The sequence below is a fragment of the Pseudomonas sp. B1(2018) genome, from assembly GCF_003097365.1.
Lineage (GTDB): Bacteria > Pseudomonadota > Gammaproteobacteria > Pseudomonadales > Pseudomonadaceae > Aquipseudomonas > Aquipseudomonas laurylsulfatiphila.
This window is the reverse complement of record NZ_PYUK01000001.1, coordinates 196441-210485: the sequence shown is the minus strand read 5'-3', so window position 1 is coordinate 210485 and position 14045 is coordinate 196441. Positions and strand designations below refer to the sequence as shown.

The following is a 14045-nucleotide window of genomic DNA, read 5'->3' as shown; positions in this document are numbered from 1 at the left end:
TTCCCCGCAGCCTCTTTCTGCACCCGCCGAATAAGCCGATCCCATGCCTTTCGAACTCAGCGTTGACCTCTCCACCCTGGCCATCCTGGCCCTTGTCGCTTTTGTTGCCGGTTTCATCGACGCCATCGCCGGTGGCGGTGGGCTGTTGACCACCCCGGCCCTGTTGACCGCCGGCCTGCCGCCGCACCTGGTGCTGGGCACCAACAAGCTCAGTTCGACCTTCGGCTCGGCGATTGCCAGTTTCACCTTCTACCGACGCAAGCTGTTCCACCCCGCGCAATGGGTGCACGCCATCGTCGGTACCCTGGTCGGCGCGCTGACCGGTGCCGTGGTCGCGCACTACCTGCCAGCGGAATGGCTGAACAAAATGCTGCCGGTGATCGTCTTCGCCTGCGGTGTCTATCTATTGTTTGGCGGCACGCCGAAAGCGCCGACGGACAGCGATGCACCGATCAAGAAAACGTGGCAGTCGACCCAGGGCTTCAGCCTCGGTTTCTATGACGGCGTCGCCGGTCCCGGCACGGGCGCGTTCTGGACCGTGAGTAGCCTGTTGCTCTACCCCATCGACCTGGTGAAGGCCAGCGGCGTGGCGCGTAGCATGAACTTCGTCAGCAACGCGGCGGCGCTGTCGATCTTCATCTTTTCCGGTCAGGTGGACTGGATCATCGGCCTGTGCATGGGCTCGTCATTGATGGTCGGCGCCTTCTTCGGCGCCCGCACCGCCATCAGCGGCGGCGCGAAATTCATTCGTCCGGTGTTCATCACCGTGGTGTTGGGCCTGACCGTGCGCCTAGCCTGGCAGCACTGGTTCAGCGTGGCCTAAACGCCGCGCCACGTAGACGTCGATCAGGTAACGGGCAATCGAGCGCGACGCCGGCAACGGCGGCAGCGCGTGCACATTGAACCACTGGGCGTCCTCGATCTCGTCTTCCTGGCAGACGATCTCGCCACTGGCGTACTCGGCATGAAAGCCGAGCATCATCGAGTGGGGAAACGGCCAGCACTGGCTGCCCATGTACTGGATGTTCCTGACCTCGATGCTCACCTCTTCGCGAACCTCGCGAATCAGGCAGTCCTCGGCCGATTCGCCCGGCTCGGCAAACCCGGCCAGAGTGCTGTAAACCCCCGGCACAAAACGTGGCGAACGCCCCAGCAGAATCTCGTCGCCACGGGTCACCAGCACGATCATGCTCGGTGAAATCCGCGGGTAATAGCGCAAGTCACACGGCTCGCAGTACATCGCCCGCTCACGCACCACCTGATGGGTCGCCTGGCCGCAATTGCCGCAAAAGCGGTGTTCGCGGGCCCAGGTGCCGATCTGTGCGGCGTAACCGAGCACCTTGTAGACCGTGTGATCGCCTTCGAGCATGAACGCCCGCAAGCCTTTCCAGTTGCAGCCCGGCACTTCGCCTTGACTGCGCAGCTCCAGCAGATAGACCGGCTCGCCATCGAGATGACCGATGCCATGCTCGGCGAGAATCGACAGATCCTGACGCTTCAACCATTCCCGTGGAAACAGGGCGCCATTGTCATCGAACAGAAAGCCTTCGGGGCTGCGCGCGACGGCCCAGCCGCCGGGTTGATCGGTGTCCAGTACTGCAGTGGTCCAGCGAGGAATCATGGTTAATCAATCCAGAAATTCGGGTTTCTGTTTGCTCATATGGGCAGCCATGGCCACGCGCAGATCGGTGGATTGCAACATGGCGGCGTTCCAGGTGGCGATGTATTCGAGGCCGTCATCGATGCGATGATCACGCATGTAGCTGATCATCTCCTTGGTGCCGGTGACGGCGATCGGCGACTTGCCGGCGATTTCCCGGGCAATCCCCATGACGCCGTCGAGCAGGCTGGCGTTGTCGCTGTAGACGCGATTGACCAGGCCCATGCTGCGCGCTTCGTCGGCGCCAAAGGTGCGACCAGTGTAAGCCAGTTCGCGCAGCATGCCGTCACCGATGATCCGCGGCAAGCGTTGCAGCGTGCCCACGTCGGCGGCCATGCCGATGTCGATTTCCTTGATCGAGAACTGTGCGTCCTCGGCGGCATAACGCATGTCGCACGCGGCAATCAGGTCGATGGCGCCACCCAGGCAGTAGCCCTGAATCGCTGCAAGCACCGGTTTGCGGCAGTTGTCGACGGCATTGAACGACGCTTGCAGGGTAAGGATCTTGCGCCGCAGCAGGCGCGCATTGCGGCCGACGTCCTTGCCCAGTTCATTGGCCACACCGGCCAGCATCATCAGGTCGATACCCGAGGAGAAATGCTTGCCTGTGCCGCTGAGGACCACCACGCGCACTTCATCGGTGTCGTCGATCCACTGGAAGATCTCGACGATCTCGCTCCAGAACGCAGCGTTCATCGAGTTGATCTTCTCCGGCCGGTTGATCTGCACATGGGCGATTTTATCAACCAGTTCGACGTTGAATGCGCTGTATTGAGACATGCCAAGAATCCTTTTGCGGGCAGAAAACGAGGCCCGAACTATAACAAGGCATCGCGACCGGCAGTAAGGCAGCGGTTCAGCCAAATCCGGGACTTGGCGCACGCACCGCATTGGTGCGCAGCCGCTCGATCACGTCGCACATTCATGTGACCGCCCGGTGACTTTTTGCGGCAAAAACGCAAAAAAACATGCACTTCGTCGGGGCGTTTGCACCTCGATCAGGCACGTCCGTACCGCTACAAACCGATTGTCGAACAATTTTGCCATCGGCCCTTTACCGCTCTAAGTTCTGGCCTAGACTCATTTTCTCAAAGCGAAACCGATCGGTCACAAAGTGGAAAAACAGTCGAAACTTTTTCCATTCCCGATCGGTCCTCTGACAAGAAGGTGCGTTGCGACTGGTGCAATCTTTGCAACGGCTCATTCACCCCTTTTGCTTCGACGCATCGGGCAGCGCTTGCTCACTGATGCGCAGCGCTTTTGCGCCCGGCCACGGGAATTGGCCATGAAACACCGTTTGCCAGACCTAAGAATTAGATCAACAGCACGGGAGATTCATATGATCAGTACGGCTTTGGAAATACAGGGAGAACGTGCTAATCAGGTCGGCGAATCGAGCGCCGTAACTGCCGCGAACACCCAACCCGTCAGCGTGCCCGGCACCAGGACGCTGACCCCGGCAGCCCAGCAGAATCCGAACCGTAAGAAAGTGTTGTTCGTGACCTCGGAAATTGCCGACCTGGTGAAAACCGGTGGCCTGGGCGACGTTTCCGCGGCCCTGCCACGGGCCATGGCCCATCTGCACGATGTGCGGGTGTTGATCCCGGGTTACCCGCAGGTGCTGCACAGCGAGAACCCCATTCATATCATCGGTGAACTCGGCGGTCATGCCGCGTTGCCACCGTGCAAGATCGGGCGCATGGACATGCCCGATGGTCTGGTCATTTACGTACTGATCTGCCCCGAACTCTACGAGCGCGAAGGTTCACCCTACGGCGCCAACAACGGCCGCGACTGGCCGGACAACCATATCCGTTTCGCCCGCCTGGGCCTGGCGGCGGCCGACATCGCCGCCAACCTGGCGCAAATCCACTGGTGCCCGGACCTGGTGCACGCCCACGACTGGCCGGCCGGTCTGGCCCCGGCCTACATGCACTGGCGCGGACAGCGCACGCCAACGCTGTTCACCATTCACAACCTGGCTTATCAAGGCGTGACCAGCTTGGGCTCGTGCCCCGAACTGGGCATTCCCCATCACGCGCTGCAACAGGAAGGCATGGAGTTCTATGGCAAGATGTCGTTCCTCAAGGCCGGCATGGCCTACTCGAGCCACATCACCACGGTCAGCGCGACCTACGCCCAGGAAATCACCACCCCGGATTTCGGCTGCGGACTCGACGGTTTCCTCGCTGCCAAGACCCAGCAAGGCCTGCTCAGCGGGATTCCCAACGGCATCGATGAAAGCTGGGATGCGGCCACCGACCCGCACCTGTTCTGCCCGTTCGAAATTGGCGACTGGGATGGCAAGGCGGTGAACGCCGCCCATGTGCGCGAGCTGTTCGGCCTGCAAGACTCCGAAGGGCCACTGTTCGCCGTGGTGTCGCGCCTGGTCTATCAGAAAGGCCTGGACCTGACCGAAGCGGTCTCCGAATACATCGTCAAATCCGGTGGCCAGATCGCGATCATCGGTCGTGGCGAGCCGGAAGAAGAGCAATCGATGCGCGAACTGGCCCTGCGTTTCCCCGGCCAGATCGGCGTGCGCATCGGCTTTAATGAAACCGATGCCCGGCGCATGTTCGCCGGCAGCGACTTCCTGCTGATGCCTTCGCGTTACGAGCCCTGCGGTCTGAGCCAGATGTACGCCCAGCGCTTCGGCTCGTTACCGGTGGCGCGCAATACCGGCGGCCTGGCCGACACCATCGAAAACGGCGTGACCGGCTTCCTGTTCGATGAATCAACGGTGCAGAGCTACCAGGAAGCCCTGAGCCGCGCGTTCAAGGTGTTCGCCTTCCCCGACCTGCTGCACGCCATGCGCTGCCGGGCCATGGCAGCGCCATTCAACTGGTGCAAGGCGGTCGAACCCTACGCCGAACTCTATGAACAGCTTGTGGCGAAAGCGTTGGGGAAATCGAACAAACAGTAAGAGGCTTTCAAGATGCCGTTACGGACCCTTGAGACCTGGCCCCACGGCGCAATCATGCTGGACGCAGAGCACACGCAATTTGCGTTGTGGGCGCCAGATGCGTTTTACGTCAGTGTCGAACTGGAACATGGACAGTCCTTGCCGTTGCTGCCCCAGGCCGACGGCTGGTTCGTGAGCAACATCCGATGCGCAGCGGGCACGCTTTACCGCTACAGCATCGACGGCGAACTGGAAGTGCCCGACCCGGCTTCCCGCGCTCAGGACGGCGATATCGACCGGCACAGTGTGGTGGTCGATCCGCTGGCCTATGCCTGGCAACACAGTGCCTGGTCGGGACGGCCGTGGAACGAAGCGGTGATCTACGAACTGCACGTCGGCACGCTCGGCGGTTTCAGCGCCGTCGAGCAGCATCTGGCGCGCCTGGTCGAACTGGGCGTCACCGCGATCGAACTGATGCCCATCGCGCAGTTTCCCGGTGAGCGCAATTGGGGCTATGACGGTGTCCTGCCCTACGCGCCCCAGGCTTCATACGGGTCACCCGAGCAGCTCAAACACTTGATCGACACCGCCCACGGTCATGGCCTGGCGGTGATTCTCGACGTGGTCTACAACCACTTCGGTCCGGACGGCAATTACCTGCATCGTTATGCCAAGGGCTTCTTTCGCGAAGACAAACAGACGCCGTGGGGCGCGGCCATCGACTTCCGCCGCCGCGAAGTACGAGACTTCTTCATCGACAACGCCTTGATGTGGCTGCTCGAATACCGTTTCGACGGTTTGCGCCTGGACGCGGTGCACGCCATTGAAGATCCGGATTTCCTCCAGGAACTGGCGCAACGGGTGCGCCAGCAGACGGGACCGGCGCGACATGTGTGGCTGATGGTGGAGAACGAACACAACCAGGCCGGTCTGCTCGAGCAGGGTTACGACGCGCAGTGGAACGATGACGGCCACAATGCCCTGCATGTGTTACTGACCGGCGAAACCGAGGCCTATTACGCCGACTACGCGCACAACCCCACCGAACAACTGGCGCGTTGCCTGAGCCAGGGTTTCGTGTTCCAGGGTCATGTCAATCGCCATGGCGTGGCCCGCGGTGAACCCAGCGGGCACTTGCCACCCGGCGCCTTCATCCTGTTCCTGCAGAACCATGACCAGATCGGCAACCGCGCCTTCGGCGAGCGCCTGCATCAACTCGCCCACCCGCAAGCGCTGCGGGCCGCCACGGTGTTGCTGCTGTTGTCGCCGATGATTCCGCTGCTGTTCATGGGCGACGAGTTCGCCGTCGAGCAACCCTTCCTGTATTTCACCAGCCATCACGGTGAGTTGGCCAAGTTGGTACGGGACGGCCGACGCAACGAGTTCGCGGCCTTCAGCGTGTTTGCCGACCCACTCCTGCGCGAACACATTCCTGACCCGAACGATCCGCAGACATTTGCAGCGTCCCGCCCCGTCCTGCCTTCGAACGGCCATACTGAGATGCACGACCTGTATCGCCAGCTGTTGCAGATCCGTCACCGGCTCCTCATTCCCCGCTTGCCGGGCACCCAGGCACTGGGAGTTGACGAGCTGGGCGAAGGCGCGGTCAGTGCCGCCTGGCGTCTGGGCGATGGCAGCGAGCTGCGCATTGACCTGAACCTCAGCGACAAGCCCGTAGTCCACACCTCACAGACCGGTGCCGCGCGGTTGTTCGAATACCCGCCACAGAGCGCCGATCTGCTGGACCGGGGCACCCTTGCCCCGTATTGCGCGCTCGTCAGTCTCGCCGCCGCAGCCCCTATGCCACTTCGTATGGAGAGCGTCCATGAGTGATGCGCAACTGGAAATTCTGGCCAGCCGTGCCGGCCTCGCGGTCGACTGGATCGACGCCAACGGCCGCCCGCAAAAAGTCGCACCTTCGGTGTTGCGCAATGTGCTGACCGGCCTTGGCCACCCGGCGGGCAGCGCCCAGGAAATCGACGCCAGCCTGCTGGAATTGCAAGCGGCGCAACAGACCCATCACTTGCCGCCATTGATCACCGCCGATGTTGGAGTTGGCCTGGATCTGGCGCGTTTCTTTGCACCTGAAACCCCTTGCGAAATCCACCTCGAAGACGGTTCGCGGCTCAACCTCAAGCTGGACGCCAACGCAAAACTGCCGGGGCTGGTACCGGTCGGCTATCAACAGGTCAGCATCGACGGGCAAACCTTCACCCTGGCGGTGGCCCCACCCCGTTGTTACAGCGTCGCCGATGCCGTGGATAACCCGATCCCCCGTGCCTGGGGCCTGAGCGTGCAATTGTATGCTTTGCGCCGTCCTGGCGATGGCGGTTTTGGTGACACCCAGGCGCTCGAGGACCTCGCCCGAGTGGCCGGTGAACGTGGCGCCGAGGCGTTGGCGATCAGCCCCTTGCATGCGATGTTTTCCAATGACACCCAACGCTACAGCCCGTATTCGCCATCCAGCCGTCTGTTTCTCAACAGCCTTTACTGCGCCCCCGGCACCATTCTCGGCGAGCGCGCCCTGCGCACCGCCATTGATGCCACCGGGCTGGCCATTGAACTCAAGGCGCTGGAAGAGCGTCCGCTGATTGACTGGCCGGCCGCCGCCGAAGCCAAGCATCGGCTGTTGCAGTCGCTGTACGAAGGTTTCGTCCAGGGTGAACATCCCTTGCACGAAGACTTCAGCAGTTTTCGTCACGCTGCCGGCGAAGCGCTGGAAAACCACTGTCGCTTCGAAGCCATCCAGGAGGCACGCGCCGCCCGCGGTGAGGGCCTCGACTGGCGACTGTGGCCCGAACCCTGGCGTAATCCGCGTAGCGCCGAACTCGCAGCTTTTGCCGAGGAGAATGCCGGGCGCATCGGCTTCTTCGCCTTCTGCCAGTGGCTGATCACCCGCTGCCTGGAACGCGCGCAAACCGCCGCCCGCGCCAGCGGCATGAGCATCGGCCTGATCGCCGACCTGGCCGTCGGTGCCGATGGCGGCGGCAGCCAGGCCTGGAGCCGGCAGGACGAACTGCTCGCGTCCCTCACCGTCGGCGCGCCACCGGACATACTCAACCGCTCAGGCCAGGGCTGGGGAATTTCCGCGTTTTCCCCTGAAGGGCTGGTGCGCAATGGTTTCCGGGCGTTCATCGAAATGCTGCGGGCCAATTTCGCCCATTGTGGTGGCTTGCGTATCGATCACGTCATGGGACTGCAGCGGCTGTGGGTGATCCCCAACGGCTCACCGCCGGCCGACGGCGCCTACCTGTATTACCCGGTGGACGACCTGCTGCGCTTGTTGACCCTGGAATCCCATCGGCACCAGGCCATCGTCCTCGGCGAAGACCTCGGCACCGTGCCGGACGGCCTGCGGGAAAAACTCATCGGCCGTTCGATGCTCGGCATGCGGGTGCTGCTGTTCGAGCAGGACAACACGCACTTCAAGCCGATCCTCGACTGGCCGGACAACGCCCTGGCCACCACCAGCACCCATGACCTGCCGACCCTCAACGGCTGGTGGCACGGCCGCGACATCGACTGGAACGCCCGGCTCGGCATGGTCGACGCCAGCGGTGAGATCGAATGGCGCCAGCATCGCGAGCGCGAGCGCGAGGGCCTGCGCCGGGCACTGAGTCAGGACCCGCAGAACTTCCGTGAAGAATCCCACGAAACCGACCAGGTGCTCGACGCCAGCGTGCGTTTTCTCGGTCATACCCGGGCCCCCTTGGTGCTGTTGCCGCTGGAGGATGCCCTTGGCGTGGAACAACAGGCCAACCTGCCCGGCACCATCGACACCCACCCGAACTGGTCGCGCCGCCTGCCGGGTTACAGCGAAGCCCTGCTCGATGGACCGGATGCCGCGCGGCGCCTGGAACTGCTTGCCTGTGCGCGACTGCAGGCGGCCGAGCGTGACCGATGACTCCACAACCGACCCGCCCGCTGCGCGCGACGCTGCGCCTGCAATTTCATAAAGGCTTCACGCTGGAAGACGCGGTGCCGCTGGTGCCGTATTTCGCACGCCTGGGCATCAGCCATGTCTACGCCTCCCCGCTGCTGCGTGCCCGAGCCGGATCGATGCATGGCTATGACGTGGTGGACCCGACCAGGGTCAACCCGGAACTGGGTGGCGAAGTGGCGCTGCGCAACCTGGTCAACGCCTTGCACGAGCAGGACATGGGGTTGATCCTCGACATTGTCTCCAACCACATGGCGGTCGGCGGCGCTGACAATCCCTGGTGGCTGGACCTGTTGGAGTGGGGACGCCTGAGTCCCTACGGCGAGTTTTTCGACATCCAGTGGCACTCTCCCGATCCGTTGATGGAAGGCCAGCTGCTCCTGCCGTTCCTGGGCAGCGATTACGGCGTGGCGTTGCAGGACGGCACGCTGCCCCTGCGCTTCGATGCCTGGCACGGCAGCTTCCATGTCGAGCACTACGAACATCGCTTTCCCATTTGTCCCTGGGATTACGGCGAACTGCTCAAGACCGATGCAGCGCTCGATACCGAGCAGGCCGAACAACTGAAAAACCTGGCCGATCGCTTCAGCACCCTGAGCTACCAGACCGACGCCCACAGCCTGGCCATACCGCTGAAGGCGGAACTGCGCGATCTGGTCAGCGATCCGCTTATTGCTCAAGCCATTGAGCAACACCTGAAGCACTACGACTCACTGACCGACGAAGGCTTCCAGCGCCTGCACAACCTGCTGGAGCGCCAGAGCTATCGCCTCGCCAGCTGGCGCACGGCCGCCGATGACATCAACTGGCGGCGCTTCTTTGATATCAATGAACTCGGCGGACTGCGCGTCGAGCGCCCCGCGGTGTTCGAAGCCACCCACGCGAAGATCTTCCAACTGGTGGCCGAGGGGCTGATCGACGGGTTGCGCATCGACCACATCGACGGCCTCGCCGACCCGCGAGGCTACTGCCGAAAGCTGCGGCGTCGGGTCGACAGCCTGTCCAAAGGGCGCCACCTGCCGATCTTTGTCGAAAAAATCCTCGGCGAAGGCGAGTCTCTGCACCTCGACTGGTCGGTGGACGGCACCACCGGTTATGAATTCATGAACCAGCTGTCACTGCTGCAACACGTCCCACGGGGCGCGCAGACACTGGCCGATCTCTGGCAGCGCCACAGTGAGCGGCCCGCTGACTTCTCCCTGGAAGCACAACTGGCCCGCCAGCAAATCCTCAACGGTTCCCTGGCCGGCGATTTCGAAAGCGTCGCCCAGGCCTTGCTCCAAGTGGCCCGAGACAATCTCATGACCCGCGACTTGACCCTCGGTGCGATTCGCCGGGCCTTGCAGGCGCTGATCGTGCATTTCCCGGTGTACCGCACCTACATCGGCCCCCTCGGCCGGACAGGCCAGGACGAGGTGTTTTTCCAGAAGGCCATGGCCGGCGCCCGCCAAACCCTGGGCGAGGCAGACTGGCCGGTGCTCGATTGCCTGGCCGGCTGGCTCGGTGGCGAGCCCTGGCGGCAACGCCCGGTCGGTCGCCAGCGCAAACGCCTCAAGCACGCCTGCGTGCGCTTCCAGCAACTGACCTCGCCTGCCGCGGCAAAAGCGGTGGAAGACACTGCGTTCTATCGTTCGGCCGTCCTGCTCTCGCGCAATGACGTGGGGTTCAGCACCGAGCAGTTCAGTGCGCCGTTTGCCGACTTTCATCGGGCCTGCATCGAGCGCCTTGAAACCTTCCCGGACAATCTGCTGGCCAGCGCTACCCACGACCACAAGCGTGGCGAAGACTCACGCGCGCGGCTGGCGGTACTGAGTGAACGCAGCGGCTGGTACAGCGAGCAGATCGGCCTGTGGCGCGCCCTCGCCCGGCCATTGCGCCAGGACGATCAAGTGCCGTCGGCGGGCGATGAGTTGATTCTGTATCAGGCGATCCTCGGCAGTTGGCCGCTGGAGTTGGCTATCGATAATCCGTCGGCGCTCGAGGACTACGCCAAACGCCTCTGGCAATGGCAGCGCAAGGCCCTGCGCGAAGCCAAGCTGCAAAGCAGCTGGAGCGCGCCCAATGACGCTTACGAGCAAGCGACCGAGGACTTTATCCAGCGCCTGTTGCTCAGCCCCGAAGGTGAGCTGCTGCGTGCGGCCCTCGCCAGGGCGGCCCGATCGATTGCCGCCCCCGGTGCCCTTAACGGTTTGGCGCAAACCTTGCTGCGCATGACGGTGCCCGGCGTGCCGGATTTGTATCAGGGCAACGATTTCTGGGACTTCAGCCTGGTCGACCCGGACAACCGTCGCCCCGTGGATTACGCCAGTCGCCAGCAGGCACTGCAGCACAGGGTAGACCTGCCGGATCTGTTATCGAACTGGCAGGACGGGCGCATCAAGCAAGCCCTGGTTGCGCGTACCCTGGGCCTGCGCGCCGAACATGCCGAGCTGTTTCGGCGTGGTACCTACCAGGCCTTGGACGTGCTGGGCAGCGAGGCCCATCGAGTGCTGGCTTTTGTCCGCGAACGGGAGGAAGAACGCGCCATCGTGATTGTGCCGATACGCTGTGCCGAACTGCTGGAAAACAGTGCCGTACCCCAGGTCCACGCGCCGCTGTGGGGCGATACCCGGGTCAAACTGCCGTTCACCGTTGCGGACGAACATCTGAAGGGACTTTTCACCGGCATCACAGTCACACAACACAGAGAGCTGCTGATCAGCGCCGCGCTGGGGGATTTCCCGGTCAATCTCATTATTCAAACTAACCACACTTGAGTTCAGTTCAGGAGCATTGCGATGAGTACCGACGATAAACGTATCCGCGAATTCGCCTATCAGATCTGGGAGTCCGAAGGAAAACCCGAAGGCCAGGAAGCCCGCCACTGGGAGATGGCGTGCAAACTGGCGGAAGCCGAAGCCCTGGCACCAAAGAAACCTGCCAAGGCAGCGGCGAGCAAAACCCCGGTCAGCAAAACGGCCAATGGCAAGGCCGGTGAAAGCAAAGTCGTTGCGCCCAAAACCAAGGCCAAGCCCGCAGCGGCCTCGAAAGTGATCCCGCCGGGAGAAAAGGCCGTCGAGAAAAAGCCTCGAGCACCACGAAAACCGCCCGCGGTTTGATTTGTCTTGAGGCCCCTTCGCGGGCAAGTCGAATCGTCGCACCGCCGCTCCCACAGGGAACTTGCAGCCACACCACCAAACACTGTGGGAGCGGGCTTGCCCGCGAAGAGGCCATCACTTCCAGCATTGATGTTGCCTGACACACCGCCTTCGCGAGCAAGCTCGCTCCTACAGGTAACTCCCGTTTGCAGGAGCACTTATGACCAGCCCAAAGAAAGCCCCCGCGCCAGCCCCCCGCGCTGAAGCCACGCGAATCCGTGAAGGCCTGCCCTTCCCGCTGGGTGCCACCTGGGACGGACTGGGAGTCAACTTCGCCCTGTTTTCCGCCCACGCCACCCGGGTTGAACTGTGCCTGTTCGACGACAGCGGCGAGGTTGAGCTCGAACGCATCGAACTGCCCGAATACACCGACGAGATCTTCCACGGCTACCTGCCCGACGCTCATCCCGGGCTGATTTACGGTTATCGCGTCTACGGTCCGTACGACCCGGCCAACGGTCATCGCTTCAACCCCAACAAACTGCTGATCGACCCCTACGCCAAACAACTGGTCGGCAAGTTGAAATGGTCCGAAGCGCTGTTCGGCTACACCATCGGCCACCCCGACGCCGACCTCAGCTTCGATGAACGTGACAGCGCGCCCTTCGTGCCCAAGTGCAAGGTCATCGACCCGGCGCACACCTGGGGCCACGACCACCGCGTCAGCGTACCGTGGGACAAGACGATCATTTATGAAACCCATGTGCGCGGCTTCAGCATGCGTCACCCTTCGGTCCCGGAAAACCTGCGCGGAACCTTTGCCGGGCTGATGGTCGATGACGTGTTGGAGCACATCCGCAAGCTCGGCGTGTCAACCGTGGAGTTGCTGCCGATCCACGCGTTCGTCAACGACCAGCATTTGCTGCACAAGGGCATGACCAATTACTGGGGCTACAACAGCATCGCGTTCTTCGCCCCCGACCCGCGTTACCTGGCCAGTGGCAAGATTGCCGAGTTCAAGGAAATGGTCGCGCACCTGCACGAAGCGAATCTGGAAGTGATCCTCGACGTGGTCTACAACCACACCGCCGAAGGCAACGAGCAAGGCCCGACCCTGTCCATGCGCGGCATCGACAACGCGTCCTACTACCGTCTGATGCCCGATGACAAGCGCTTCTATATCAACGATTCCGGCACCGGCAACACCCTGGACCTGAGTCACCCGTGCGTGCTGCAGATGGTCACCGACTCCCTGCGCTACTGGGCTTCGGAAATGCACGTGGACGGTTTCCGCTTCGACCTGGCGACCATACTCGGGCGCTACCACGACGGTTTCGATGAGCGCCACAGTTTCCTCGTTGCCTGCCGGCAGGACCCGGTGTTGCGCCAGGTCAAGCTGATCTCCGAACCCTGGGACTGTGGCCCTGGCGGTTATCAGGTCGGCAATTTTCCACCAGGCTGGGTCGAGTGGAACGACAAATTCCGCGACACCGTGCGCGCGTTCTGGAAGGGCGACGACGGTCAACTGGCGGACTTCGCCAGCCGCCTGACCGCTTCGGGGGATATGTTCAATGAACGGGGTCGGCGCCCCTACTCATCGCTGAACTTCGTCACCGCCCATGACGGCTTCACCCTCAACGACCTGGTGTCGTACAACGACAAGCACAACGAGGCCAACGATGAAAACAATCAGGACGGCAGCAACAACAACCTGTCCTGGAACCACGGCGTCGAAGGCCCCACCGATGATCCCGAGATCAACGCGCTGCGCCATCGGCAGATGCGCAATTTCTTCGCCACCCTGCTGCTGGCCCAGGGCACGCCGATGCTGGTGGCCGGCGACGAGTTCGCCCGCACCCAGGAGGGCAACAACAATGCGTATTGCCAGGACAGCGAGATCGGCTGGGTCAACTGGGACCTCAGCGAAGACGGCAAGGCCCTGCTCAAGTTCGTCAAACGCCTGATCAAGTTGCGCCTGACCTACCCGATCCTGCGCCGCGGGCGTTTTCTGGTGGGTAACTACAACGAGGACATCGGCGTCAAGGACGTGACCTGGCTGGCGCCGGACGGCACGGAAATGACCACCGAACATTGGCACGATGCACACAACCGCTGCCTGGGCATGCTGCTCGATGGCCGCGCCCAGGAAACCGGCATTCGCCGCAAAGGCGCCGACGCGACGTTGATGCTGGTGGTCAACGCGCATCACGACATCGTCAATTTCCGTCTGCCGGAAGTGCCTGACGGCGGTTTCTGGACGTGCATGATCGACACGAACCAGCCGTCGATCCGTGGCCAGGAACGCTTCGAGTTCGGCCACGAGTACTCGGTTACCGGCCGCTCGTTGCTGCTGTTCGAGTTGCAGCATGAGGAAGAGGAGTGACGACGAAGTCCAGGCATTGAGCGCGCGACTGCCGCAGAGCGGAAAAATCATTTTGGCCGGGTTCGCGACGCGACGAATAGCGT

9 protein-coding genes are annotated in these 14045 nt (G+C 62.5%); 7 read left to right on the top strand and 2 right to left on the bottom strand.

Annotated features, from left to right (window positions below; all coding sequences use genetic code 11):
* Positions 1–43: 43 nt before the first annotated feature.
* Positions 44–823 (top strand): TSUP family transporter, encoded by a 780-nt coding sequence (locus C9422_RS00845; protein ID WP_007974280.1) that lies wholly within the window; start codon positions 44–46, stop codon positions 821–823.
* Here the strand turns inward: C9422_RS00845 and nudC are convergent.
* Positions 791–1621 carry an NAD(+) diphosphatase gene (nudC, locus tag C9422_RS00840; protein ID WP_116579326.1) on the bottom strand — a complete coding sequence of 277 codons (831 nt, stop codon included), beginning with the start codon at positions 1619–1621 and terminating at the stop codon, positions 791–793. The two genes, C9422_RS00845 and nudC, sit on opposite strands and share 33 nt — an antisense overlap.
* Before the next feature lie 6 nt (positions 1622–1627).
* A complete protein-coding gene (locus tag C9422_RS00835; RefSeq protein WP_116579325.1) occupies positions 1628–2440 on the bottom strand; it encodes a crotonase/enoyl-CoA hydratase family protein in 813 nt (270 codons plus the stop codon).
* 559 nt (positions 2441–2999) lie between these two features.
* Between C9422_RS00835 and glgA the strand changes: the two genes are divergently transcribed.
* The 6 genes from glgA to glgX all read left to right on the top strand — a co-directional run bounded on the left by glgA (position 3000) and on the right by glgX (position 13962).
* Positions 3000–4583 carry a glycogen synthase GlgA gene (gene glgA, locus C9422_RS00830; RefSeq protein WP_116579324.1) on the top strand — a complete coding sequence of 528 codons (1584 nt, stop codon included), beginning with the start codon at positions 3000–3002 and terminating at the stop codon, positions 4581–4583.
* Positions 4584–4595: 12 nt separating this feature from the next.
* A complete protein-coding gene (treZ, locus tag C9422_RS00825; protein WP_116579323.1) occupies positions 4596–6395 on the top strand; it encodes a malto-oligosyltrehalose trehalohydrolase in 1800 nt (599 codons plus the stop codon).
* Positions 6388–8466 (top strand): 4-alpha-glucanotransferase, encoded by a 2079-nt coding sequence (gene malQ / locus C9422_RS00820; RefSeq protein ID WP_116579322.1) that lies wholly within the window; start codon positions 6388–6390, stop codon positions 8464–8466. The genes treZ and malQ overlap by 8 nt, the downstream gene beginning before the upstream one ends.
* The gene (locus C9422_RS00815) at positions 8463–11258 is read left to right on the top strand and encodes a malto-oligosyltrehalose synthase (RefSeq protein WP_116579321.1); all 2796 of its coding nucleotides are present in this window, start codon (positions 8463–8465) and stop codon (positions 11256–11258) included. The genes malQ and C9422_RS00815 overlap by 4 nt, the downstream gene beginning before the upstream one ends.
* Positions 11259–11279: 21 nt before the next feature.
* Complete coding sequence (locus tag C9422_RS00810) at positions 11280–11600, top strand: DUF2934 domain-containing protein (RefSeq protein WP_116579320.1); 321 nt, start codon at positions 11280–11282, stop codon at positions 11598–11600.
* 199 nt (positions 11601–11799) lie between these two features.
* Entirely contained in the window at positions 11800–13962 is a 2163-nt protein-coding gene (glgX, locus tag C9422_RS00800; RefSeq protein WP_116579319.1) for a glycogen debranching protein GlgX, read from the top strand.
* Positions 13963–14045: the final 83 nt, after the last annotated feature.